We start from the raw sequence: 23,544 nt of genomic DNA, 5'->3' as shown, positions 1-23,544 counted from the left end.
AGCGCATGAATCCAGACGAGCAGCCAGCGACATCGCAAGGCGATTTCTTCAACACGCTCAACGACAAGGTCGACGCCCACGGCGCGCTGGTCGACCGCTTCCACGTCGACCTGCAAACCCTGTCCAGGCAGATCGCCGGCTGCGACAAGCTGGTGCGCATGGCGCATATCAGCCTCAACCAGATCGACGCCCGCATCGCCGAGGCGGTGCGGATCGAAACCCAGGCCGCCGTCCAGCTCGAGGCCACCGGGCGCGAGGCGGCGCGCGCCGCCACCGAGGCGGCCGACGCCGCCGTGGCCGGGCTGATCGGCCAGATGCAGGCCGCCAGCCGCGAAGCGGCGCAGGTCTGCGGCGCGCTGCACCGGGCGCGCGGCCAGACCGGCCTGTGGCTGGCCGCCTACATGGCCGGCACCCTGGCGCTGTGCCTGCTGACCGGCTGGCTCGCCTACCGGCTGCACCCGGACACGCCGCTGCCGCCGGAGGTGGCCGCCCTGGCCGAGCTGGGCAAGAAGCACGCGGCGCTGCTCGACAAGGCCGGCGACAAGGAGCTCAAGCTGATCAAGGAAATCCAGGCGCGCCGCGCCAAGCCGAAATAAACCGCCTCAGTTGCCGGCCAGCCCGTATTTGCGCTGGATGCGCGCCAGGGTGCCGTCGGCGCGCAGCGCCTCGTGGGCGGCGCGCCATTTGCGCGCCTCGTCCTCGCTGAAGTCGAGCGAGCCGCCCAGCCAGACGTCGCCGCTGCGGACGATGGCGCTGAAGTCGAAGTCGGCCTCGCGGTTGCCGTCGGCGTTGGCGGCATAGCGGTGGATGTCCTCGCCGCCGTAGGTGGCGTCGGCCACGCCCTTGCCGACCATGCGCATGCATTCCCTGACGCTGGCGCACTCGGCGACCGTGCTGAAGTTCATCTCCTGCAGGGTGCGCTTGTGCGGCGAGCCGCGCAGCACCACCACCGGCCGCCGCGCCAGTCCCGCCAGGTCGCGCAGGTCGACGCTGCCGTGGCGCGCCACAAACACGAAGTGCTGCTGGCGCAGCCGCACCAGCCAGCGGTAGTGCGGCTCGCGCTCGGGCGTGCGGGTCAGCGGCAGCACCGCCGTGCGCGGCAGCACGCCGGTCAGCGCCAGCGCCCGCTGCCACGGGTAGAACTCCACCGTGGCCGGCGCGCCCAGCCGGCGCGCCAGCTCCTGGGCCACCTCCACCATCGAACCGGGACTGTCGCCGCCGGCCGCGATCGCATACGGCGGCAGGTCGGCCGCCACCAGCCGCACCGGCCCGGGCGGCGCGGCGCGCGCCGGCGCCAGCGCGCCCAGCAGCACACCCAGCAGTACGACGCGCAACATGGCGCCCGCCCCGGCCCGCATCATGACGCGCTCCCGTCGCCGTAAGGCAGGCGCAGCGACACCCGCGTGCCGCGCTGGAGCGTGCTGGCCAGCATGACCTGGCCGCGCATCAGACTGACGACCATGCTGTGCACGCTGGCCAGGCCGAGCCCGGCGCCGGTCAGGCCCAGCTGGGTGGTGTAGAACGGTTCGAACACCTGCGCCAGGTGCTCGGGGGCGATGCCGACGCCATCGTCGCTCCAGTCGATGACGATGGCGTCGGCGGCGGCGCGCGCCTCGACCACGATGGCGCCGCCGGCGCGGCGGCCGAAGGCGTGCAGCAGGCAGTTGTCCAGCAGATGTTGGAATACCTGCTGGCAGGCGCCGGGATAGCCGTGCAGCCACAGCTGGTCCGGCAGCTTCAGGGTCAGCGTGACGGCGCGCGCCTGCAGGCCGTGGGCCCAGGCGTCGGCGCAAAAGCGCAGCCGCTCGGCCAGGTCGAAACGGCTGGCCGGCTCCTGGGTCGGCTGGCCGGACAAGCCCTTGAAGCGCTCGACCAGGCGGCTGATCTGCGCCAGCGCGCGGTCGACCAGCGCGCCGCCGTGGGTGACGCTGTCGAGCAGGCCGGCCACCTCGCTGCGGCGCAGCGCGCCGGCGTCCAGCCCGCGCCGCAAGTGCTCGGCCTGGGCCGTGATGGCGCTGGCCGCCACCCGCGCGTTGCCCAGCGGCGTGTTGAGCTCGTGCGCCATGCCGACCACCATGCGCGACATGCCCAGCTGTTTTTCCTGCTGCATCAGCGCGCGCATCGCGTGCGCCAGCTCGTCCGTGCGCTCGCGCACCTGCTGTTCCAGCCGGTCGTGCGCGCTTTGCAGCGCCGCCTCGGCCTGCTGGCGCACCGCCACCTCGCGCCGCAGCGTCTCGAGCGCCTCGCCCAGCTCCTGGTTGCGCTGCACCAGCGAGTTCTCCAGCACCGTGCCGTGCTGCGCCAGCAGGGCGTTCTGGTGCAGCAGCTGCGGCCGCTCCATCACCGCGCTCAGGGTCTCGCCCAGCGAGGTCGCCAGCGCGCGCTTGTGGCGCCGCTCCAGCCCCACCTGGGCGATGGTGGCCCGCAGCGCCGCGTCCAGCCGCCCCCAGCGGCGGCCGTAGCGGCGGATCGCGCACAGCGTGATCTCGCGCAGGCGCGTGCCCTGCGGGGTCTCGTCGTCCAGGCCGGCGTCGTAGGCCAGCAGCGCCGGCCAGGCGCGCTCGCGCGCGCCGTCGGCGCAGTCGGCCAGCAGGACGCACAGGCGCAGCCACGGGCTCCAGTAGCCGTCGCGGCCGAACTTGGCGCACAGCTGGGCCATGTAGTCGCGGCTGGCGCCGGCCTGCTCGCAGCTGGCGCTGACCACGGCCAGGTTGAGCAGCGCCAGGCATTCCTGCGCGTCCAGGCCGAACTCGCGGGTGCGGCGCAGCACCAGCTCGCGCCGCGCCAGGCAGTCGCGCCACAGCGGCGCGGCGGCGGCGTCGTCGGGCTGCTCCAGCGCCAGGTAGTAGGCGCCCGAGGCCGCGCTGTCGAGCAGCATGACGTGGATGGCCGGCGTCAGCTCGCCCGGCTCGGCCAGCATGGCGGCGCAAAATTGCAGCAGTTCCACATGCATCTCGGCGCCCAGCATCACGCGGCAGCGGCTGGCGCGCATCTGCGTGGCCAGGCGCGGCAGCGCGCAGCGCGCGTACAGCTCGGCCGCCCTGGCCAGGCTGTCGAGCGCCGCGTGGTGCAGGCGCAGGCGCACCTGCACCCAGTGCAGCGCCCGCAGCGCGGCGGCCTGGGCCAGCGGATGTTGTTCGGTTTGCGCCTGCAGCTGCAGATTCCTGGCCGGCAGCAGCAGCGTGTCGGCGTCGACGGCGGCGTCGGCGGCCCGCGCCAGCAGCTCGAACGCGGCCAGCTCCAGCGCCTGCGAGCCGTTCAGGCGGCTGGCGGCCAGTTGTCGCAGGGTGGGGGCGTGGTCCGGCATCTCTTGCGCCATCAGGCAGGCGCGCAGCGCGTGCAGCAGCGGCTCCGCCTCGGCCGCTGTGCTGGCGGTCGCGGCATAGGATGGTGTTTCAGATGCGGACATGGCACTGCCCCCGTAACGAACTCACGTGTCGGTCCAGTATTACACGAAGTCGCTTTCAGCTGAACCGCCGCGCGGCCGGCTGTTGTATAAACGTGGATGAAATGGTATTTGCATATTATTAATACAATTAACTTGTTGACGCCGCCCGCCGGCCTGATCGCCGTTTCGCTTATCATAGGCCGACATGGCGACGGCAAAAGGCGGGATGCGGTGAAACTAACCCTGGTGGTATTGGATGGCGTGCAGGCGCTGGACGTGGCCGGTCCGCTGGACGTGTTTGCCGAGGCGAACAACTTGCTGCCCAAGGAGCGGCACTATGCCATCACGCTGGTCGGCGGCCGTCCGGACAGCGTGGTCTGCTCCAGCGGCATCGAGTTCAAGGTCCACAGCGACTACCTGAACCACCACGCCGACAGCGACATGCTGCTGGTGGCCGGCGGCCCGCGCTTCCCGGAATACCGGCCGGAGCCGGCCCTGGTCGACTGGCTGCGGCGGCGCGCGCGCGGCGCCCGCCGCTATGGCGCGGTGTGCAACGGCGTGTTCCTGCTGGGCCACGCCGGCCTGCTGGCCGGCCGCGAAGTCACCACCCACTGGGACCACGCGCAGCGGCTGTCCGACCAGTTCCCCGGCGCCCAGGTGCGGCCCGACAAGATCTTCGTACGCGACGGCAACCTGTTCACCTGCGGCGGCGTGGCCGCCGGCATCGATCTGTGCCTGGCGCTGATCGCCGAGGACTGGGGCCACGAACTGGCGATGAAGGTGGCCAAGCGCCTGATCGTCTACATCCGCCGCGACGGCGGCCAGTCGCAGTACAGCCCCTACCTGGCGGTCGGCCCGGACGAGGACTCGCTGGTGGCCAGGGTGCTCAAGCATGTGACCGACCACATCGGCGACGCCCTGACCATCGAGGAGATCGCCGACGCGGTGGGCGTCTCGCGCCGCACCTTTTCGCGCGCCTTCGCCAAGCATGCGCGGGTGACGCCGTCGGTGTTCGTCGACCAGGTGCGCATCGACTTCGCCCGCAAGCTGCTGGAGGAGACCGACGTGCCGCTGAAGACGGTGGCCTTCCGCTGCGGCTTCAGCAGCGCCACCCAGATGCGCATGATCTTCGCGCGCCAGCTGGCCACCACGCCCAAGCGGTACCGCGAGCGCTTCCGCGCGGACGACCACGGACGGGCCGCTTAGGCGATTTGGGGACATCCGGCACGCCTTTGGGGTCAGCCCGTCCCCGGGCGGGCGGCGCCGGGGCAGAATGGCTTCACGCAAAAAACCCCACGGGAGTCATGATGGAAACCGCACAATTACGCCCCGCCGCCGCGCGGGCCACGCCCTCGCTACGCTACCTGCCGGTCAGCCTGTTCGGCTCGGTCATGAGCGTGGCCGGCCTGGCGCTGGCCTGGCGCCTGGCCAGCAAGACCTATGGCGCCGACCTCGCGGTGTCGAACGCGATCGGCGTCGCCGCGCTGGCGCTGTTCGTGGTGCTGGCGCTGTCCTACCTGGGCAAGCTGCTCAGGCATCCCGAGCTGGTGCGCCACGAATTCTCGCACCCGGTGCTCGGCAGCTTCTTCGGCACCGTCGGCATCAGCGTGCTGCTGCTGTCGAGCGTGATCGGCGGCTACAGCGCCGCCGCCCAGCTGGTGGTGTGGAGCGTCGGCACGGTCGTCACGCTGGCGCTGAGCGCGCTGATGATTTCCCGTCTGCTCAACGGCAACGCCGCGCCCACCAGCGTGGTGCCGGCCTGGCTGATCGCCGGCGTCGGCAGCCTCGACATCGTGGTCACGGGCGGCGCGCTGACGGCGGACTGGACGCACGAGGTGAACCTGCTGGCGGCCGCCATCGGCGGCGTCAGCGCGCTGGTGTTCTTCGTGCTGATCTTCTCGCGGCTGGTGCACCAGGAGCCGCTGGCCGCGACCATGCGGCCGTCCAAGATGATCCTGATGGCGCCGTTCGCGGTCGGCTTCATCGCCTACGTCAACTTGGTGCACCGGGTCGACATGTTTGCCGCGCTGCTGTTTTATTTCGCGCTGTTCCTGTTCGGGATCATCGGCTATCGCCTGGCCGTGAAGCCGGCGCCGTTCTCGCCGGCGTGGTGGGCGATCGGCTTCCCGATGGCGGCGCTGTCCAACGCCGCGCTGACCTACGCCAACGCGGTGGGCGGCGTCGTGCTGCACGGGGTCGCCGCGCTGCTGCTGTTGCTGCTGACAGCCGCGGTGCTGGTGCTGGCCGCGCGCACGCTGTGGGGCCTGGCCGCCGGCCGCCTGCTGACGGCCTAGGAGCGCCTATGCACCTGCCAAAGAAACTGGGCCAGAACCTGGTCGACTACGACGATTTTTACGCCATGCTCACCGATTCCCACCAGGGCCTGGACGACAACCAGAGCAAAATGCTGAACGATCAGCTGGTCCTGCTGCTGTCCAGCCACATCGGCGAGCTGGCGGTGTTGCGCCAGGCGTTCGCGCTGGCGCGGGTCACGGTCGAGTCCTTGAGCGATTGACTGGCGCGGCGCCTATTTCAGCCGGGTCAGATAAGCCTTGAACACGGCGGCCCAGCTGCGGCCGCCGTCGCGCGAATAGGAAATTTCATAGCGGTGCGCATCGGCGCTGATGTCCGACCAGACCCCGCGCGCGAGCAGCGTCCGCCCGCCGCGTTTCACCGTGGCGTAGAATTCGCCGCGGCCGTCCTTGAACTCGCCGATTTCAGGCCCGTTCACCTCGGCGTCCTCGCGGTCGATGTAGGACTGGCTCCATTGGCCCGATTTCTGGTTGTAGAGGAACAGCGTGGCGCCCTTCCAGTTGCCTTCGGGTCCGTGGACATCGAGTTCCTCGATCCAGCCGCTGCCGCCCCACAAGGGCGTCGCCGTCTTGGTGCCGTCGGAGGTTTCGGTCTTGTCGCCACCATCGAACGGGTTGAGCACGCGGGTAATGTGGGTATGCCAGGCGCCGCGGGCGAAATCGAAATCATGGGCGCCGTCGCGCCTGGCTTGCGCCTGCGCCGGCGCGGCCAGCACGGCCAGCACGCCGGTCAGCGCCCACACCCGTCCCAGTTGCATCAGTTGCGTCGGTTTCATGCTGGTCTCCGCGTCGTTTAGATGGCCCACTATAGAAGCGGCGCATGGCGGCGGGAAGTGCCACTTGATCAAAAAATGACTGGGCCAATTGCTCAGGCGAGCTTGAGCAAGGCGCGTCGCAACAAGGCCATCCCGCGGCGTATCTCGGGCAGGTCGACCGCGCCATAGCCAAACACCAGGCCGGCCCGCGCGGGTGAGCCGCAATAATATCGGTCCAGGGTATGCAGCTTGACGTGGTCCGCCAGCAGCGCCTGCGTCACCCGTTCGAGATCGAGCGGAACGCGGGCATGGACGGCGACGTGCATGCCGTAAAACGAGGGGATGGGGTCGAACCACGCTGCGAAGTCTTCACGCAATAGATCGAGCAACAGGCGTCGCCGCTTTTTATAGACCTCGCGCAGCTTGCGCACATGGTGGGCCAGGTGTCCTTCGACGATGAAGCCGGCGACGGCCAGCTGAAGCGGCGTCGAGCAATGCCAGTCGAGACAGTTCTTCGCCGCCGTCAGGGTCGGCATGGCCCAGTCCGGCGCGACGATGAAACCCAGCCGCAGCGCCGGCAGCATGCACTTCGAAAACGTGCCGACATAGAACACGGTATCGGCCGCATCGGCGCTACGCAGTGCCGCCATCGGACTGCCGCCGTAACGGAATTCGCCGTCGTAGTCGTCTTCGATGATGACGGCGCCGCGCTGGCGGGCCCACGTCAGCAGCGCGGCGCGGCGGCGCATCGACATGGCCGCGCCCAGCGGAAACTGGTGGGACGGGGTCACGCAGATCACGGTCGCGTCGGCGGCGATGTCGTCCACCCGCAGCCCTTCCTCGTCGACGCCGACCGGAACCAGCCTGGCGCCCGCCGCGGCGAACGCGGCGCGCAGCGGCGGATAGCCGGGATCTTCGATGGCGACCACGGTGTGGTTCGGGATCACCAGCGTCCTGGCCAGCAGGTCGAACGCCTGCTGCGCCCCGGAGGTGACGAGCACGCTGTCAGGCCCGCTGACCACGGCGCGGGTGCGGCCGATATGGCCGACGATGGCCTCGCGCAGCCGGTAGTTTCCCTGGTTGCCCTGGGCGCTTTTCAGCACGGCCGGCTTTCTCTCGAGCCCGCGCAATTGCCGGGCGCTGATGCGGCGGAACACCTCGTGCGGAAACAGCCGGGTGTCCACCAGCGCCGGCCGGAAGTCGACCAGCCCGGCGTCGGCCGGCGCGCCCGAGGCGGACGGCGGGTCCCGCCAAAACCCCATCGCGTGCTGGACGCCAGGGCTCAACCAGACCGGATTGAGGCGCGGATCGGGCGCGCCGGCCGGGGTTTTCTTCTCCCTGGGCTGGAGCGCGGCGCCGCGCTCGGCGACAAAGGTGCCGGCGCCGCGCCGCGCCACGACCAGGCCTTGGTGCAGCAGCTGGTCATAGACATCGAGCACGGTGTTGCGCGACACGCGGAAGATGGCGCGCGCCCCGCGCGTCGGCGGCAATTGGGCGCCGGCCACCAGGCGGCCGTCCAGAATGGCGGCCTCGAGCTGTCGATACAGCGTTTTCGATGTCGCGCCGACGCCAGCCGTCTCAAGGTCGAGCAGGATTTCAAACAAGGGATCCATTGCGTCGTCGCACCGGGAATAGGAAAATCACCAGGCTATTATCGCGGTATTTTTTATGCGCAGTGGCCCTTTTGCAGGGGCCACCAATCCGGTACATTGATGGCATACCCACAGCGCGCGCACCAGGGCGCAACGCGACCATGAAACTAGCCGTTGAAATTCGAACGCTGGGCCACGCCGATGCTGCCGCGCTGCGTGGCATGCTCGCGATGTTCGGCAAGGCATTTGGCGAGGTCGCGACCTATACCGCGCGCCAGCCCGACGATGCCTACCTGGAGCACCTGCTTTCCAGCGACACCTTCATCGCCATCGCCGCCAAGGCCGGTTGCAACATCATCGGCGGGCTCGCAGCGTATGTCTTGCCCAAGTTCGAGCAGGACCGGGCGGAGCTCTACATCTACGACCTGGCGGTTGCCCAAGAGCATAGGCGGCAGGGTGTCGCCACCGCCATGATCATGGAACTGAAGACACTGGCCGCAGCGCGCGGCATCGACGTGATGTTTGTTCAAGCGGACCTGCAAGACCAGGCCGCGATCGCGCTCTACACAAAATTGGGCGTGCGCGAGGATGTGCTGCACTTCGACATAGCGACTGCGCAAAAAATGATCCCGTGATGGTCTGCCGCCCGGCGCTAGCGAAAGCGCGTGAGCATGTTGGCGAGGCTGCCGTCCTTCAGCGCCTGGCCGATGGCCTGGTCGATTTCCTCCAGCGCCACATGGCCTTTGCGCGAGACGGCGCAGCGCGTGGCGAAGGACATGACGGAGATCGGCGGATAGATCGCCAGCGGCTGCTGGCGGATGCGCTGGTAGTAGTCCAGCACCACCCTGGTGATCAGGATGTGCCGCACCCGGCCGCGCATCAGCTTCTCCATATTGCTTTCCATATTGGGCGCATTGTCGCGCACAAAATCCTTGCCCAACAGCGCGTCCATTTCGGGATGGAAATAACCAAGGATGGTGCCGACCGGCTTGCCGCGCAGCTCCGTGATCGCCTGGACCGGCGGACCGCGCGTATCGGTCACCAACACTTCCTCCGTGGTGAAGACGATACGGCTCCACAGATAGTCACCCGCCAGCCATTCCGGCATGTAGGCGCACAGGATGTCGGCCTCGCCGCCCTGCAACGCATGCTCGAGGCGCTTGCGGGGCAGCATCAAAAAGCGCACCTGGCGCCCCATGTGACGCGCCAGGATCTGGCCGATTTCCTTGTGCACGCCATCGACCAGGCGGCCGTTTTCCACCAGCGCCATCGGCATATTGGCCGTGCTGTCGACCATGACGACCAGTTCCGCCGTCCGTGCGGGCAAGGCCGCGCCCAGCAGGCAGGCCATCAATAGGAGGTGTGCGCGCATCGTCTAGCCAATTGAATTCGTTGAGACTCTATGGTTCACCTCATTCTACAGACATTTCCTCGCGATAAACCTAGCCGAACACGATCAGGCGGCCCGACGTGGCGCCGGCGCGAAACGCGCCAGGCGTGACGCCGACGATCTTTTTGAAGAAACGCGCCATATGGCTCTGGTCGTAAAAGCCACAGGCAAACGCGGCGTCGGCGATGCTCATGCCGCTGCGCAGAAACTGCTGCGCGCGCGATGCGGCGCTGCAACTGGTAGCTGTGCGGCGAGATGCCGACCTCCTGGCGAAAAACCCGGATCAGATACAGGGGGTCCATGTCGACCAGCGTGCCCAGCTCGGTGAGCGTGATGTCCTGGTCGAAGTCGAGATCCAGCCGCTGCTTGACGCGGCGCACCGCCTCGCGTTCCGAGGCGTCCTTTTCCGCAACCGGCAAGCCGTAGCGGCCGAACACCCTGGCCAGCAGCTCGATCAGGATGGTCTCGCGCTCCAGCGACAGGCCGGAGCGCTGTATCATCCGGTGCCGGGACAGGATCTCCCTGGCCAGCTCGGGGTCCTGGCGCAGCGGCTGGCGAAACAGGTGCAGGTAGCCGGACGGCACCTGACCGTGCAGGACCTTGTCGTTCAACCACGCCGGATCGACATAGATCATCTGGTAGCTATAGGCGACTACGCCAAGTCATCCTGGTCCTTGCGGGCCTGGCTGGTGCTGCAGGCCGCCGGCCTGGAATTCGAAACGGTACAAGTGGCATTGGAAGAAGCCGCGACCAGGGCCGGCATCCTGCGCTACAGCCCCTCCGGGAAAGTGCCGGCCCTGAGCAAGGACGGCATCGTCATCAACGATAGTCTGGCGATCGCGGAAGCGATCGCCGAAGCCTGTCCTCAGGCCCGCTTATGGCCGGCCGACGCGCGGGTGCGCGCGCTGGCCCGCGCCGCCGAGATGCATGCCGGATTCACCCATCTGCGCACGCAAATGTCCTTCGGCCTCCCTCTTGGCGACCATCCGGGCGTGCTGTCGCCGGACACCGAAGGGGAAATCCAGCGGGTGTTCCAGATCTGGCGCGGCTTGCAACAGGCGGCCGGCGGCGGCCCTTTCCTGTGCGGCGAGTTCGGCATCGTCGACGCCATGTATGTGCCGGTGGTGTTCCGTTTCCGCCGCTACGGCGTGGCCATCCCCGACGATTTGCAGGCATACGTCGCGGCCATCCTGGACCATCCCCACGTCAAGCGATGGCAGGCGCTGGCGGCACAGGCTCAGACCTAAGCTCCTGCAGCGGGAGCAAAAGGCCGGATCGCCTTCACATGGCGATCCGCGACGGCTTTGAAGTCCTCCGATATACGAGGATCGTCGGCCACGTCCTGCCAAAATTGAAGCGCCATGTCATAACACTTCGATAGATGCCTCAACTCCACTCGGCCCATGTAGGCTGGCAGCCACTCCCGCTCAATAATCTCACCGTGAGCATTGGGACGATACAGCATGGGAAGCATGTCATAGGCATCCAGCAATCGGTGCTTGTGTTCAAATGTCCACGAGACCGCGATATTTCCATGATGCTTGTCTGTGTTGCCGATGAACGAACCGAACAGGTCGAGTATCTCAACGGTCATAATGTCTTTCCCAGACAACTCTCCGAGGCGGCCAAGCTCACGGGCGACAGCTGTCCAGTTCTGCAAATGCTCACATATGAGCAAGTCTCCCCAGCGTCGCCCAGAGGGAGTACCAACTTGCGGAGAGAATTTGACTATGACGTGTTCAACCGACACGCCCTCATCTTCGCGACGGATCACGGCGGTGAACTTAGGCTGCTCGCCACCTGCGGACGAGCCCGGAGACTCGCCTCGCATGGCGTCTTCCGCCATCCCAGGGTAGCGCCCAACACGCTCCCCAGCGGGCATGACTTGTCTCTCCAACGCGGCGAACGACTCGATATACCTGGCACAGGACTCATTACCGAGAATGAGGTCTCCTGCAGCAGGTTCACTGCGCCGGGAAATGTATTTCAATATCTGCTCATCCGTCCAGTGCGAGATGTTGTCTGGCAAATCCAGATCCCGGTTTCTTCCCGGCTCCATGCGCCCCAAAAACCCTTGAGGACGGAGATCGCGGGTGAAAAATGGCATGCCCTTAAATACGGCATAGCCGGTCCCCTCCAAGGGTTTTTGCCGGCCCCTGCTGGAGAAAATGTCGCAACTTTTCAATGTTTTGGGTTTTAGCCACTATGTTTTCGACATTCGATGAATAGAAAAATTAGTTTGTTTTTCATAGGGGCTAATCCATTTTTGAATACTAAAATGAATAGTATTGTGAATGGAATAATCGTATCACATACGTGGCATGGCACACCGAGGCCGGCAAGAAAAAAGCCCTATAGATCAATGATCTATAGGGCTCAGTTTGCAAATGAGGGACGACTGGGTCTTAGAACGGGATGTCGTCATCCATGTCCGAGAAGTTTGGCGCTGGGCGTGGCGCCGGGCGCGGTGCTGGTGCCGGTGGCGCCATCTGCGGACGCGGCGCCGGTGCCTGGCGCTGCTGCTGTGGCGGGGCTTCGTAGCCGCCGCCGTCGTCCATGCCGCCGCCATCACCCATGCCTTGACGGCCACCCAGCATTTGCATCTGCTCGGCGATGATGTCGGTCGCGTATTTCTCGACGCCGTCTTTGTCGGTGTACTTGCGGGTCTGCAGGCGACCTTCGACGTAGACCGACGAACCTTTTTTCAGATACTGGCCAACGATTTCAGCCAGGCGGCCGAAGAACGAGATGCGGTGCCACTCGGTGAGCTCTTTCTGCTCGCCGGTGTTGCGGTCCTTCGATTTGTACGATGTCGCCACGGCAATGTTGGCGATCGCGTCACCGCTAGGCATGTAGCGAATTTCCGGATCGCGACCCAGATTGCCGACGATGATGACTTTGTTGACTGATGCCATGTATGAAACTCCTGAGTAACGACGGCCGTCCCCTCGGGACGGGCTATGTATGGAAAATCTAAACAACGATTATAGACGATGCCGCCGGCCACCTACCGAATTTCCGTGCAGACCAACTTGTAACGCCGCAAGAAAATACTGGTATTATATACAGTGTCGAGCCACCGGAACGCGATCCAGCGCAAGGTCGGCGCAAGTAATCAAACCCGGCTATAGTAACGGGTTGACCCGAAAGGCAAAAAATCCATGGAACAGATCCGCATTCGCGGCGCACGCACGCACAACCTCAAAAACATCAACCTCGACCTGCCACGCAACAAGCTCATCGTGATTACCGGCCTGTCCGGCTCCGGTAAGTCCTCGCTGGCTTTCGATACGCTGTACGCCGAGGGCCAGCGCCGCTATGTGGAATCGCTGTCGGCCTATGCCCGCCAGTTCCTGCAACTGATGGAAAAGCCGGACGTCGACCTGATCGAAGGCCTGTCGCCGGCCATCTCGATCGAGCAGAAAGCCACCTCGCACAATCCGCGTTCGACGGTCGGCACCGTGACCGAGATCCACGACTACCTGCGCCTGTTGTACGCGCGCGTCGGCACGCCCTACTGCATCAACCACCCGGACCACGCCTTGGCCGCGCAGACTGTCTCGCAGATGGTCGACGCCGTGCTGGCCATGCCGGAAGCGACCAAGCTGATGATCCTGGCGCCGGTGGTGGCCAACCGCAAGGGCGAGCATTCCGACCTGTTCGAGCAGATGCAGGCCCAGGGCTTCGTGCGCTTCCGCGTGCAGAGCGGCACCCACGACGCCAAGATCTACGAAGTGGACGACCTGCCCAAGCTGAAGAAGACCGAGAAGCACACCATCGACGTGGTGATCGACCGCGTCAAGGTCAGCGCCGACATCAAGCAGCGCCTGGCCGAAAGCTTCGAGACCGCGCTGCGCCTGGCCGACGGCCGCGCCATCGCGCTGGAAATGGATAGCGGCACGGAGCACGTCTACTCGAGCAAGTTCGCCTGCAACGAGTGCGGCTATTCGCTGCAGGAGCTGGAGCCGCGCCTGTTCTCGTTCAACAACCCGATGGGCGCCTGCCCGGAATGCGACGGCCTCGGCCACATCGAGTTCTTCGATCCCAAGCGCATCGTCGCCTTCCCGAATTTGTCGCTGGCCTCCGGCGCCGTCAAGGGTTGGGACCGCCGCAACCAGTTCTACTTCCAGATGCTGTCCAACCTGGCGGCCTACTACGAGTTCGACCTCGACCTGCCATACGAGCAGCTGCCCAAGACCGCGCAGGAAGTGATCCTGCACGGCTCGGGCAAGACCCACATCCCGTTCACCTACGTCAATGAGCGCGGCCGCACCGTCATCAAGGAACACGCGTTTGAAGGCGTGGTCACCAACCTGTCGCGCCGCTACCGCGAGACCGATTCGATGGCGGTCAAGGAAGAACTGGCCAAGCTCATCAACGAGAAGCAGTGCCCGTCCTGCCACGGCGCGCGCCTGCGGGTGGAAGCGCGCTTCGTCAAGGTCGGCACCGGCAAGCAGGAAAAGGCCATCTACGAGATCGCCGAGAAGCCTTTGCGCGACACGCTGTCTTTCTTCGAGCAGCTGAAACTGAAGGGCGCGAAAAAAGAGATCGCCGACCGCGTGGTCAAGGAGATCATCTCGCGCCTGAAGTTCCTCAACAACGTCGGCCTCGACTACCTGTCGCTGGACCGCAGCGCCGACACCTTGTCCGGCGGCGAAGCGCAGCGCATCCGCCTGGCCTCGCAGATCGGCTCCGGCCTGACCGGCGTGATGTACGTGCTCGATGAACCGTCGATCGGCCTGCACCAGCGCGACAACGACCGCCTGATCGAAACGCTCAAGCACCTGCGCGACATCGGCAACAGCGTGCTGGTGGTGGAGCATGACGAGGACGCGATCCGCACCGCCGACTACATCGTCGACATGGGCAAGGGCGCCGGCGTGCACGGCGGCGACATCATCGCCCAGGGCACGCTGGCCGACATCCTGAAGAACAAGAATTCGCTGACGGCCCAGTACCTGAAAGGCACGCTGAAGATCGCCGTGCCGGCCAAGCGCCACGTGGCCGACCCGGACAAGCAGCTGGTGATCACCGGCGCCACCGGCAACAACCTGAAGAAGGTCAACCTGCACCTGCCGGTCGGCCTGATGACCTGCGTGACCGGCGTGTCCGGCTCCGGCAAGTCCTCGCTGATCAACGACACCTTGTATCCGGCGCTGTCGCGCCACCTGTACGGCTCGCAGACCGAACCATCGCCGCACGATTCGATCAGCGGCCTGGAACACTTCGACAAGGTGATCTCGGTCGACCAGGCGCCGATCGGCCGCACGCCGCGCTCGAACCCGGCCACCTACACCGGCCTGTTCACGCCGATCCGCGACCTGTTCGCGACCGTGCCGACCGCCAAGGAGCGCGGCTACAGCGCCGGGCGCTTCTCGTTCAACGTCAAGGGCGGCCGCTGCGAAGCCTGCCAGGGCGATGGCGTGATCAAGGTCGAGATGCACTTCCTGCCGGACGTGTACGTGCCGTGCGACGTCTGCCACGGCAAGCGCTACAACCGCGAAACGCTGGAAGTGCAGTACAAGGGCAAGAACATCACCGAGATCCTCGACCTGACGGTGGAGGACGCGCACGAGTTCTTCAAGCCGGTGCCGCTGATCGCGCGCAAGCTGCATACGCTGCTGGACGTGGGCCTGGGCTACATCAAGCTGGGCCAGAGCGCCACCACCTTGTCGGGCGGCGAGGCGCAGCGCGTCAAGCTGTCGCTGGAGCTGTCCAAGCGCGACACCGGCCGCACCTTGTACATCCTGGACGAGCCGACCACCGGCCTGCACTTCCACGATATCGATTTGCTGCTGAAGGTGATCCATCGCCTGCGCGACCAGGGCAACACGCTGGTCATCATCGAGCACAATCTGGATGTGATCAAGACGGCCGACTGGATCGTGGATCTGGGACCGGAAGGCGGCGCGGGCGGCGGCAAGATCATCGCCGCCGGCACGCCGGAAGACGTGGCGGCCAATCCTGCCAGCGTGACCGGCAAGTATCTGGGACCGCTGCTGAAATAAATGTGGCACGCCGCTTGCAGTACGCTGCAAGCGGCGGTTGGAACTTTACTGCGCGGTGACGCGAGTCTGCTTCAACTTCTCCGCGACGACCCAGTCCTTGATGTGCGATTCCAGCACATCCATCGGCAACGCGCCCGCGCCCAGCACCTGGTCGTGGAAGTTGCGGATGTCGAAGCCGGTGCCCAGTTCCTTGCGTGCGTAGTCGCGCAGCTCAAGAATCTTCAGCTGGCCGATCTTGTAGCCCAGCGCCTGGCCCGGCCACACGATGTAGCGGTCGGTCTCGCTCTGCACTTCCACTTCCTCGATGCCCGAATGGTCGTGGAAGAAGTTCACCACCTGCTGGCGGTTCCACTTCTTGTAGTGCAGGCCGGTGTCCACCACCAGGCGGATCGCGCGCAGCATTTCATCCTGCAGGTGGCCGTAGTAGCTGTACGGGTCCTGGTAGAAGCCCAGCTCCTCGCCCAGCCGCTCCGAGTACAGCGCCCAGCCCTCGGCATAGGCGGTGTAGTTGCCCTGCTGGCGGAAGGTCGGCAAGCCTTCGATCTCCTGCGCGATGGTCAACTGCATGTGGTGACCCGGCACGCCTTCATGCAGCGCCGTGGTTTCGATGTCGATGGTCGAGCGGTGCTCGAAATCGCCGGTGTTGACCATCACGCGGCCGGCGCGCTTGCCGTCCGGCGAACCCGGCATGTAGGCCGCGGCCGACGCGCCCTTCTCGCGGAACTCCTCGACCGGCTTGATTTCCACCTTACCCTTGGGCAGCACGCCGAACTGCTGCGACAGCTGGGTGTACATCTGGTCCGTATATTTCTGGTACAGGTCGATGATTTCCTGGCGCGATTTCGGATGCAGCTCCGGCTTGGCGGCCACCGCCTTGTTGAAGCTCTTCAGGTCCTGGTAGCCCAGCTTTTGCGCCGTCGCCAGCATCTGCGCCTCGATGCGCTTGACTTCGGACAGGCCCAGTTGATGGATCGCTTCCGGCGACATCTCGGTGGTGGTCGAGGACTTGGCCTTGTAGGTGTAGCGCGCCGCGCCGTCCGGCAGCGACCACATGCCCACGTCCATGCGGCCGTATGGCGCATACTTGGTCTTGGTGTACACGGCCAGCTTCTTGTAGGCCGGGATCACGTCCTTCTGCACCGCCGCCAGTACTTCCTTGCTCAGGCGCGCCTTGTCGGCGTCCGAGAACTCTTTCGGGAATTTTTTCAGCGGCTCGGCGAACGGCGAATCGGCCGGCCTGATGGCCGCCACGTCCTCGCACTGCTTGACGATTTTCGGTATCAGGAATTTCGGCGGCATCAGCTTGTCGTGCACGCCTTTTTCCATCTGCACGCGGGTGTCGTCGAACAGCTTGGGCAGCGTGTGCAGGCGGACGATGTAGTCCTCGTAGTCCTTGACGGTCTCGAACGGCAGCGCCGACACCAGCTGCGGCGCATCGATGTGGATGCCGGAGTTTTGCGCCAGCGGCATCTCCCATTCCTTGAAGCGCCCGCCTTCGACGCTCTGGCGCAGCTGGCGCACCATCAGGTCGCGGTTCAGCTGTTCCTGCAGCGGGAAACCGGAAGTGTCCACCGCGTCGAAGCGCTTGAGGAAGTCGGCCGTGACTTTCAGATCGGCCTCGATGCCGGCCTGCGAGAAGTCGGACCACTTGTCGTTGTAGCGCTTGTCGCCCAGCAGCGACGCCCACTCAGGGTTGGCGCGCATCGTGTAGTCCCACTGTTCCTTGATCAGGGAGTTGAGCGCCTCGCGGCGGCCGGCCAGGTCGGGTGCCGGGGTATCGGCATGGGCCACGCCCAGGATCAGGGAAAACAACAGGGCGCTGGCGACGCCGATACGGGTAGTTGCAGTTGTCATGTCTAGAGGCCTATCAGGAAAAATTGTTGAGCATGCACTGTAGGCCCGCGCCCGCCCCGGCGCGCGTGAATTGCGCTGGAATGTTGAAACATGGGCATGAAATGCATATTCCCGCGATGGGCGTCATCCGTGTCGCAGCAAGTCCCTGGCGGCGCGAAACACCCGGCTGGGGTTGTCCGCCATCAGCGTTTCGACGGTGTTGAAGCCCCAGGCCACGGCGCCGAAAGCGACGCCGGCTTCGGCCGAGACCCTGGCGTCGCGCAGCTCGTCGCCGATCAGCATCGTGTGCTCGCGCGCGACGCCGGTGGCGGCCAGCACCTTGCGCACTTTCGGCAGCTTGCCGAACAGCGAGGCACCGCACTCGAAGTGGCTGAACAGCGCCGCCAGCTCCGGGCCCAGCACGTTGACCACGTTGCTGCGCGAGTTGGAACTGACCACGGTCAGGATCACGCCCTGCGCCTTCAGCGCGCGCAGCACGTCGGCCATGCCGTCGAACAGGCGGATCTCGGCCACGCTGCGCCCCATGGCCGAGCGCATGAAGGTGGCGATGGCCGGCACCTTCCACAGAGGGATCTGGTGCAGCGCCATGATCTGGCGGGCGTCGAGCTGGCGCAGCGCCTGCGTACGGCTGCGGTCCATGCGCTGGAAACCGTATTTGTCGGCGGCCTGGTCGAACGCGTCGACGAACACCGGCAAGGTGTCGGCCAGGGTGCCGTCGAAATCGAAGATGATCAGTTTGCGGTTCAAGCGTTCCTTAGAAAAGTACGAAGTCCTCGTTGCAGCTCGGTAGCGAGCGCAGCACGCACCACAGCGGGCTGCGGTAGGCAAAGTATAGTCCGACGGGGATTAACATCAACAAGGCGGCCATCACATTCTCCTTTTTCGCACATGTGTGCGAAATTAGTTTCAAGAAAACCGCAGACGCGCTGCGGCCGGGTTTATTCCAGGTCGTTGAAGCTTTTGTAGGTCGAGATCAGGCGGCTGAAGGCGCGCTGCATATGGCGCCTGGCCTGCTCGTCGCGCAGGAAACGGGTGTCGTGCATCAGCCCCACGATCAGGCTGTAGATTTCGTAGACCAGCTGGCCGGCGTCGGTGTCGGGCCGCAGGTGGCCCAGCTCCATCGCCTGCAGGATGGTCTTGCGCAGCGCGGCGCGCCAGGCCAGCACGCCTTGCTGCAGGCGGTCGCGCAGCGGGCCGTGCTGGTCGTCGAACTCGAACGCGCCGGCGCTGTACAGGCAGGCGTTGTTCAGGCCCTCGTTACAGGCGCGCTGCGACCAGGTGTTGACCAGCGCGATCAGGCGCGGCAAGCCCCTGGGCTGTTGCAGCGCCGGCAGAAACACCTCCTGCGCGAAGCGGCGGTCGTATTCGTCGAGCACGGCGGCCTGCAAGGTCTCCAGCGAGCCGACGCGGGAAAACACGCCGCTCTTGCTGATGCCGGTGCGCTTGGCCAGCTCGCCCAGCGACAGCTTGCCGATGCCCTCGGCCGCCGCCATGTCCAGCGCGGCGTCGATGATGGTGGCGAAGGTCGCTTCGCTTTTTGCGGTCAGGGTGTCCATGGCTCTAACTTTAGCACACCTGTGCGAAACTGCAAGCATAATCCGGGGTCAGGTCCCCGGAAAAAAAACGGCGCGCATGGGATCACCCACGCGCGCCGCTTTCGGTCTCCTCCAGGCCGGCTTATCGTGCCAGGCGCTTCTCCAACTCAGCCTTGACGGCCGTCAGTTCGGTCGGCAGATGGTAGGCCAGCTTGGCGAACAGTTCATCGTGCAGTTTCAGTTCTTCGCGCCAGGCGTCCTTGTCGATCGAGGTGATCGTTTCGAACTCTTCCGGCGAGAACGGGATGCCGTCCCACTTCAGGTCGCCGAAGCGCGGGGTGGTGCCGAAGATGTTCTCGATACCGCCGGCCGTGCCTTCGATGCGTTCCAGCATCCACTTCAGCACGCGCATATTGTCGCCGAAGCCAGGCCAGACGAAATGACCCTGGTCGTCGGTGCGGAACCAGTTGACGCAGTAGATCTTCGGCAGCGCGGCGGCGTTGAGCTGGCCCAGCTTCTCGCCCATGTTCAGCCAGTGCTGGAAATAGTCGCTCATGTTGTAGCCCATGAACGGCAGCATCGCGAACGGGTCGCGGCGCACGACGCCCATCTGGCCGGCGGCGGCGGCGGTGGTTTCCGAGCCCATGGTCGCGGCCATGTAGACGCCTTCGACCCAGTTGCGCGCTTCGGTCACCAGCGGCACGGTGGTCGAGCGGCGGCCGCCGAAGATGAAGGCCGAGATCGGCACACCGGCGGGATCGTCCCAGGCCGGATCGATCACCGGATTCTGGGTCGCGGTCACGGTGAAGCGGGCGTTCGGGTGGGCGGCCTTGGTGCCGGAGGCCGGCGTCCAGTCCTTGCCCTGCCAGTCGATCAGGTGCGACGGCGCTTCCTTGGTCAGGCCTTCCCACCAGATGTCGCCTTCGTCGGTCAGCGCGACGTTGGTGAAGATGGTGTCCGAACCCAGCGAGGCCATGCAGTTCGAGTTGGTGCGGGTGTTGGTGCCCGGCGCCACGCCGAAGTAGCCGGCTTCCGGATTGATCGCGTACAGGCGGCCGTCGGCGCCCGGCTTGATCCAGGCGATGTCGTCGCCGATGGTGGTCACTTTCCAGCCGTCGAAGGTCGCCGGCGGGATCAGCATGGCGAAGTTGGTCTTGCCGCAGGCCGAAGGGAAGGCCGCCGCGACGTAGTGCTTCTTGCCTTCCGGCGATTCGACGCCGAGGATCAGCATGTGTTCCGCCAGCCAGCCCTTGCCGTCGATCGCCGCGGCCTGGTGGCCCATGTTGGAGGCGATGCGCAGCGCGAAGCACTTCTTGCCCAGCAGCGCGTTGCCGCCGTAGCCGGAACCGTAGGACCAGATCTCGCGGGTCTCGGGGAAGTGCACGATGTATTTGGTGGCGTTGCAAGGCCAGGCGACGTCCTTCTGGCCGGCGGCCAGCGGCGCGCCGACGGTGTGCACGCACGGCACGAACTCGCCGTCGGCGCCCAGCACGTCGTACACGGCCTTGCCCATGCGGGTCATGATGCGCATATTGACCGCCACGTAGGGCGAATCCGACAGTTCCACGCCGATGTGGGCGATCGGCGAGCCCAGCGGGCCCATCGAGAACGGCACCACGTACATCGTGCGGCCGGCCATGCAGCCGTCGAACAGCGGGTTCAGGGTGGCGCGCATGTCCGACGGCGCCATCCAGTTGTTGGTCGGGCCGGCTTCTTCCTTGGTGTTGGAGCAGATGAAGGTGCGGTCTTCGACGCGGGCGACGTCGGTCGGGTCGGAGCAGGCCAGGTAGGAGTTAGGACGCAGTTCCTGGTTCAGCTTTTTCATGGTGCCGGCGGCAACCATTTCAGCGCACAGGCGGTCGTACTCTTCCTGGGAACCGTCGCACCAGTAGATGCGTTCCGGTTTGGTCAGGGCGGCGATTTCCGCTACCCAGTTGATCAACTTTTGCTGCTTGATGTAAGCTGGGACGTTGAGCAGTGCTGCAACGCCACCCATGACGGGTTGATTCATACTACCTCCAATGCTAATTAAAATTCTGCGTGCGGCAGGATCGTCGTCAGCTTTTGGCTTGCGCTCAGATGCCCATTCGAAATGGGTCGGCGGGGTCACGGCGGTCTTGCGCGGCCCGGATGCATGATCGACAGGCCTTATTTTTGAGGCGATTGTACACCCGTCAATAGCCGTTCCAGTCAAAAATGTAGGAGAATTAGTTGAGTAAAGTAGTAAGCTATTCAGGTTCTTTTGCAAGCCGTTATTTCCCTACGAAATTCCTCATAAAATCGGTCATCTCCCATGAAAATTGCGATTCTCGACGATTATCAGAATGCCACGGCGACGCTGGCCTGCATGGATTTATTGCACGAACATGATGTGAAAGTGTTCAATAACTCGGCCCGCGGACTGGGCCAGCTGGCGATCCGCCTGGCCCCGTTCGACGCCCTGGTGCTGATCCGCGAGCGCACCGCGCTCAACCGCGCTTTGCTGGCCAAGCTGCCCAATCTGAAGCTGATTTCCCAGACCGGCAAGCTGGCCGGCCACGTCGACGTCGACGCCGCGACCGAGCTGGGCATCGCGATCGCCGAGGGCGTCGGCTCGCCGACCGCGCCGGCCGAGCTGACCTGGGCGCTGATCATGGCGGCGGCGCGCAAGATCGTGCCCTACGCCTCCAACCTGAAGGACGGCCTGTGGCAGACGGCGTCGATCAACCCGCAGCTCAACGGGCTGGGCGTGGTGCTCAAGGGCCGCACCTTGGGCATCTGGGGTTACGGCAAGATCGGCCAGATCATCGCCGGCTACGGCCGCGCCTTCGGCATGAACGTGATGGTGTGGGGCAGCCAGTCCAGCCGCGACAAGGCGGTGGCCGACGGCCACGCGGCGGCGGCCTCGCGCGAGGCGCTGTTCGAGCAGGCCGATGTGCTGAGCCTGCACCTGCGGCTGCACCCGGACACGCGCGGCATCGTCACTTCCGACGACCTGGCGCGCATGAAGCCGAGCGCGCTGTTCGTCAACACCAGCCGCGCCGAGCTGGTGCAGCCCGAGGCGCTGGAGCAGGCGCTGGCCAGGGGCCGTCCCGGCTACGCCGCGCTGGACGTGTTCGAATCCGAGCCGCTGGCGGCCGACCACCCGCTGCTGCGCATGCCGACCGTGCTGGCCACGCCGCACCTGGGCTATGTGGAGCAGGACAGCTACGAGCTGTATTTCCGCCACGCGTTCCAGAACATCGTCGATTTCGCCGCCGGCAGCTGCGACAAGATCAACAATCCCGGTTACCAGGCCAACGCCCGCTAGCTAGTCGGTCTGCTCCGGGATTTCCGGCAGGCCGGTCAGGTTGATGCGGGGGGCGGGCATGGCGTGCACCTTGCTCCACAGGCCAGCCCAGCCGGGCGGCCAGGGGATGTCCGGCCCGGCGTACGGCGGCAAGGTCGCGCGCACCGGCACCACCGGCACCGGCGGCATGTCGAGCAGCGGGCCGCCGTCGGGGCGCTGCATGTCCAGGCTGTACATATAGCCCGGCAGCAGCGCGTCGCACACGCTGGCGAACCAGGCCGTGTGGTCCTCGTCGCGGCCCAGCGCCTGCGCCAGCCCCTGCGGGTCGAAGCGCGCCAGCGCGTGGACCAGCTCCTCGGTGCTGGCGCCCGGCGTGTCGCCCCAGCCCATCACCGGATTGACGTTGTAGTCGGCGCCCGAGCCATACCAGCCCTCGCGCCACGAGCGCTGCATCCAGTCGCGCCCGCCGGTGAACAAATGCCAGCGCCAATGCAGGCCGGACGGCTTGGGCCAGGAGTACAGGTAGAGCCGCTGATAGCCGGCCTCGTGCAGCGCGCGCACCAGCGCCATCAGGCGCGCGTGCGGCATGCGGTCGGGCGGGGCGCGGCGGAACAGGATGGCTTCGCCGTCGGCGAACTGCACCTCGTCGGTGGACAGGTTCAAGTCCAGCGTCCTCGCCTCGCTGCCGAAACGGGCCGAGATCCAGCCGGTCAGCAGATTGACCGACGTGATGACGCCGTAGCCGCGATGGCGATGGAAGATGACGGTTCCGGGGGCAAGCGCTTTCATGGTATCGAAACGAACAAAGAAACCAGTGTAGCCATAGTATGCCCAACTTTCCAGCCCGCCGACGGACTGTTTTCGGGTTCTGGGGCGCAGGCGGTTTGGGTTATGATGCAGATCATTTTAATCTGCCTGAGCTTTCATCATGACCCTGCGCATCCTCGCCACCGGCGGCACCTTCGACAAACATTACAACGAACTGAACGGCACCCTCGGCTTCGCCGACAGCCATGTGCCGGCGCTGCTGGCGCGCTGCCGCCTGACGGTGGACGTGGCGCTGGAACAGCTGCCGCTGATGGATTCGCTGGACATGGCGGACGCCGACCGCGAGCGCATCCTGGCCTCGTGCCGCGCCGCCAGCGAAAAGGCGATCGTCATCATCCACGGCACCGACACCATGCCGCAGACCGCCGCCGTGCTGGGGCCGGCCCAGCTGGGCCAGACCATCGTGCTGACCGGCGCCATGATCCCCTACTCGATCGCCAATTCCGACGCGATGTTCAACCTCGGCTTTGCCGCCGGCGTGGCGCAAACCTTGCCGCCGGGCGTGTATGTGGCCATGAATGGCAAGATTTTCGCGTGGGATAACGTGCAGAAAAACAAGGCGGCCGGGGTGTTCCAACCGCTGTAACCCCGCAAGCCTGGGGTCTGACCCCGGA

General features: G+C 65.6%; 22 protein-coding genes. 9 read left to right on the top strand and 13 right to left on the bottom strand.

Going from position 1 to position 23,544, the window contains the following annotated elements:
- The first annotated feature begins 5 nt into the window (after positions 1–5).
- Positions 6–596 (top strand): hypothetical protein, encoded by a 591-nt coding sequence (locus KVP70_RS08445; RefSeq protein WP_217941672.1) that lies wholly within the window; start codon positions 6–8, stop codon positions 594–596.
- A 6-nt stretch (positions 597–602) separates the two neighbouring features.
- On the opposite strand, the gene KVP70_RS08440 is transcribed toward KVP70_RS08445, so the two are convergent.
- Complete coding sequence (locus KVP70_RS08440) at positions 603–1,337, bottom strand: substrate-binding periplasmic protein (RefSeq protein WP_217941671.1); 735 nt, start codon at positions 1,335–1,337, stop codon at positions 603–605.
- Between the two features lie 20 nt (positions 1,338–1,357).
- Positions 1,358–3,409 carry a sensor histidine kinase gene (locus KVP70_RS08435; protein ID WP_217941670.1) on the bottom strand — a complete coding sequence of 684 codons (2,052 nt, stop codon included), beginning with the start codon at positions 3,407–3,409 and terminating at the stop codon, positions 1,358–1,360.
- 210 nt (positions 3,410–3,619) lie between these two features.
- Here KVP70_RS08435 and KVP70_RS08430 point away from each other — a divergent pair, with 210 nt between their 5' ends.
- The 3 genes from KVP70_RS08430 to KVP70_RS08420 all read left to right on the top strand — a co-directional run bounded on the left by KVP70_RS08430 (position 3,620) and on the right by KVP70_RS08420 (position 5,903).
- Entirely contained in the window at positions 3,620–4,594 is a 975-nt protein-coding gene (locus tag KVP70_RS08430; RefSeq protein WP_262311724.1) for a GlxA family transcriptional regulator, read from the top strand.
- A gap of 98 nt (positions 4,595–4,692) precedes the next feature.
- Entirely contained in the window at positions 4,693–5,682 is a 990-nt protein-coding gene (locus KVP70_RS08425) for an SLAC1 anion channel family protein (RefSeq protein ID WP_217941669.1), read from the top strand.
- An 8-nt stretch (positions 5,683–5,690) separates the two neighbouring features.
- A complete protein-coding gene (locus tag KVP70_RS08420; protein ID WP_217941668.1) occupies positions 5,691–5,903 on the top strand; it encodes a DUF2783 domain-containing protein in 213 nt (70 codons plus the stop codon).
- Positions 5,904–5,915: 12 nt separating this feature from the next.
- On the opposite strand, the gene KVP70_RS08415 is transcribed toward KVP70_RS08420, so the two are convergent.
- Together KVP70_RS08415 and pdxR are read right to left on the bottom strand one after the other, a co-directional pair.
- The gene (locus tag KVP70_RS08415) at positions 5,916–6,476 is read right to left on the bottom strand and encodes a hypothetical protein (RefSeq protein ID WP_217941667.1); all 561 of its coding nucleotides are present in this window, start codon (positions 6,474–6,476) and stop codon (positions 5,916–5,918) included.
- Between the two features lie 92 nt (positions 6,477–6,568).
- On the bottom strand, positions 6,569–8,068 hold the full coding sequence (pdxR, locus tag KVP70_RS08410) for a MocR-like pyridoxine biosynthesis transcription factor PdxR (RefSeq protein WP_217941666.1): 1,500 nt from the start codon (positions 8,066–8,068) through the stop codon (positions 6,569–6,571).
- A gap of 140 nt (positions 8,069–8,208) precedes the next feature.
- On the opposite strand from pdxR, the gene KVP70_RS08405 reads away from it, so the two are divergent.
- A complete protein-coding gene (locus KVP70_RS08405) occupies positions 8,209–8,682 on the top strand; it encodes an AAC(3)-I family aminoglycoside N-acetyltransferase (RefSeq protein WP_217941665.1) in 474 nt (157 codons plus the stop codon).
- 17 nt (positions 8,683–8,699) lie between these two features.
- Here the strand turns inward: KVP70_RS08405 and KVP70_RS08400 are convergent, their stop codons facing one another.
- A complete protein-coding gene (locus KVP70_RS08400) occupies positions 8,700–9,419 on the bottom strand; it encodes a substrate-binding periplasmic protein (protein ID WP_217941664.1) in 720 nt (239 codons plus the stop codon).
- 35 nt (positions 9,420–9,454) lie between these two features.
- Complete coding sequence (locus KVP70_RS35630; protein WP_439897410.1) at positions 9,455–10,072, bottom strand: AraC family transcriptional regulator; 618 nt, start codon at positions 10,070–10,072, stop codon at positions 9,455–9,457.
- Between KVP70_RS35630 and KVP70_RS08390 the strand changes: the two genes are divergently transcribed.
- Positions 10,001–10,684 carry a glutathione S-transferase gene (locus KVP70_RS08390; RefSeq protein ID WP_439897409.1) on the top strand — a complete coding sequence of 228 codons (684 nt, stop codon included), beginning with the start codon at positions 10,001–10,003 and terminating at the stop codon, positions 10,682–10,684. The genes KVP70_RS35630 and KVP70_RS08390 overlap by 72 nt on opposite strands.
- Here KVP70_RS08390 and KVP70_RS08385 read toward each other — a convergent pair.
- Both KVP70_RS08385 and ssb read right to left on the bottom strand, forming a co-directional pair.
- Positions 10,681–11,577: a hypothetical protein gene (locus KVP70_RS08385; protein ID WP_501039837.1), complete on the bottom strand. Its 897-nt coding sequence runs from the start codon at positions 11,575–11,577 to the stop codon at positions 10,681–10,683. The genes KVP70_RS08390 and KVP70_RS08385 overlap by 4 nt on opposite strands.
- Positions 11,578–11,842: 265 nt before the next feature.
- A complete protein-coding gene (gene ssb / locus KVP70_RS08380; protein WP_217941661.1) occupies positions 11,843–12,352 on the bottom strand; it encodes a single-stranded DNA-binding protein in 510 nt (169 codons plus the stop codon).
- Between the two features lie 246 nt (positions 12,353–12,598).
- Here ssb and uvrA point away from each other — a divergent pair, with 246 nt between their 5' ends.
- Entirely contained in the window at positions 12,599–15,445 is a 2,847-nt protein-coding gene (gene uvrA / locus KVP70_RS08375; protein ID WP_217941660.1) for an excinuclease ABC subunit UvrA, read from the top strand.
- A gap of 45 nt (positions 15,446–15,490) precedes the next feature.
- On the opposite strand, the gene KVP70_RS08370 is transcribed toward uvrA, so the two are convergent.
- The 4 genes from KVP70_RS08370 to KVP70_RS08355 all read right to left on the bottom strand — a co-directional run bounded on the left by KVP70_RS08370 (position 15,491) and on the right by KVP70_RS08355 (position 20,845).
- Complete coding sequence (locus KVP70_RS08370; RefSeq protein ID WP_217941659.1) at positions 15,491–17,299, bottom strand: DUF885 domain-containing protein; 1,809 nt, start codon at positions 17,297–17,299, stop codon at positions 15,491–15,493.
- A gap of 123 nt (positions 17,300–17,422) precedes the next feature.
- Entirely contained in the window at positions 17,423–18,046 is a 624-nt protein-coding gene (locus KVP70_RS08365) for an HAD hydrolase-like protein (RefSeq protein ID WP_217941658.1), read from the bottom strand.
- 191 nt (positions 18,047–18,237) lie between these two features.
- Entirely contained in the window at positions 18,238–18,855 is a 618-nt protein-coding gene (locus KVP70_RS08360) for a TetR/AcrR family transcriptional regulator (protein WP_217941657.1), read from the bottom strand.
- Between the two features lie 121 nt (positions 18,856–18,976).
- A complete protein-coding gene (locus KVP70_RS08355) occupies positions 18,977–20,845 on the bottom strand; it encodes a phosphoenolpyruvate carboxykinase (GTP) (RefSeq protein ID WP_217941656.1) in 1,869 nt (622 codons plus the stop codon).
- Positions 20,846–21,127: 282 nt separating this feature from the next.
- Between KVP70_RS08355 and KVP70_RS08350 the strand changes: the two genes are divergently transcribed.
- Positions 21,128–22,123 carry a D-2-hydroxyacid dehydrogenase family protein gene (locus KVP70_RS08350; protein ID WP_217941655.1) on the top strand — a complete coding sequence of 332 codons (996 nt, stop codon included), beginning with the start codon at positions 21,128–21,130 and terminating at the stop codon, positions 22,121–22,123.
- Here KVP70_RS08350 and KVP70_RS08345 read toward each other — a convergent pair whose 3' ends face one another.
- Positions 22,124–22,891: an L-asparaginase gene (locus KVP70_RS08345; protein WP_217941654.1), complete on the bottom strand. Its 768-nt coding sequence runs from the start codon at positions 22,889–22,891 to the stop codon at positions 22,124–22,126. It lies immediately after the preceding gene.
- A gap of 139 nt (positions 22,892–23,030) precedes the next feature.
- On the opposite strand from KVP70_RS08345, the gene KVP70_RS08340 reads away from it, so the two are divergent.
- Positions 23,031–23,516, top strand: a complete 486-nt coding sequence (locus KVP70_RS08340) for an asparaginase domain-containing protein (protein ID WP_217941653.1) — start codon at positions 23,031–23,033, stop codon at positions 23,514–23,516.
- The last annotated feature ends 28 nt before the right edge of the window (positions 23,517–23,544 follow it).

Source organism: Duganella violaceipulchra (assembly GCF_019166075.1).
GTDB classification, from domain to species: Bacteria; Pseudomonadota; Gammaproteobacteria; order Burkholderiales; family Burkholderiaceae_D; genus Rugamonas; species Rugamonas violaceipulchra.
This window is presented reverse-complemented; position numbering and strand designations above follow the sequence as displayed.

Coding starts and splice junctions, on each gene's coding strand:
- KVP70_RS08445 (WP_217941672.1), top strand. CDS start 6: ATGAATCCAGACGAGCAGCCAGCGACATCGCAAGGCGATTTCTTCAAC.
- KVP70_RS08440 (WP_217941671.1), bottom strand. CDS start 1,337: ATGTTGCGCGTCGTACTGCTGGGTGTGCTGCTGGGCGCGCTGGCGCCG.
- KVP70_RS08435 (WP_217941670.1), bottom strand. CDS start 3,409: ATGTCCGCATCTGAAACACCATCCTATGCCGCGACCGCCAGCACAGCG.
- KVP70_RS08425 (WP_217941669.1), top strand. CDS start 4,693: ATGATGGAAACCGCACAATTACGCCCCGCCGCCGCGCGGGCCACGCCC.
- KVP70_RS08420 (WP_217941668.1), top strand. CDS start 5,691: ATGCACCTGCCAAAGAAACTGGGCCAGAACCTGGTCGACTACGACGAT.
- KVP70_RS08415 (WP_217941667.1), bottom strand. CDS start 6,476: ATGAAACCGACGCAACTGATGCAACTGGGACGGGTGTGGGCGCTGACC.
- pdxR (WP_217941666.1), bottom strand. CDS start 8,068: ATGGATCCCTTGTTTGAAATCCTGCTCGACCTTGAGACGGCTGGCGTC.
- KVP70_RS08405 (WP_217941665.1), top strand. CDS start 8,209: ATGAAACTAGCCGTTGAAATTCGAACGCTGGGCCACGCCGATGCTGCC.
- KVP70_RS08400 (WP_217941664.1), bottom strand. CDS start 9,419: ATGCGCGCACACCTCCTATTGATGGCCTGCCTGCTGGGCGCGGCCTTG.
- KVP70_RS35630 (WP_439897410.1), bottom strand. CDS start 10,072: ATGATCTATGTCGATCCGGCGTGGTTGAACGACAAGGTCCTGCACGGT.
- ssb (WP_217941661.1), bottom strand. CDS start 12,352: ATGGCATCAGTCAACAAAGTCATCATCGTCGGCAATCTGGGTCGCGAT.
- uvrA (WP_217941660.1), top strand. CDS start 12,599: ATGGAACAGATCCGCATTCGCGGCGCACGCACGCACAACCTCAAAAAC.
- KVP70_RS08370 (WP_217941659.1), bottom strand. CDS start 17,299: ATGACAACTGCAACTACCCGTATCGGCGTCGCCAGCGCCCTGTTGTTT.
- KVP70_RS08360 (WP_217941657.1), bottom strand. CDS start 18,855: ATGGACACCCTGACCGCAAAAAGCGAAGCGACCTTCGCCACCATCATC.
- KVP70_RS08355 (WP_217941656.1), bottom strand. CDS start 20,845: ATGAATCAACCCGTCATGGGTGGCGTTGCAGCACTGCTCAACGTCCCA.
- KVP70_RS08350 (WP_217941655.1), top strand. CDS start 21,128: ATGAAAATTGCGATTCTCGACGATTATCAGAATGCCACGGCGACGCTG.
- KVP70_RS08345 (WP_217941654.1), bottom strand. CDS start 22,891: ATGAAAGCGCTTGCCCCCGGAACCGTCATCTTCCATCGCCATCGCGGC.
- KVP70_RS08340 (WP_217941653.1), top strand. CDS start 23,031: ATGACCCTGCGCATCCTCGCCACCGGCGGCACCTTCGACAAACATTAC.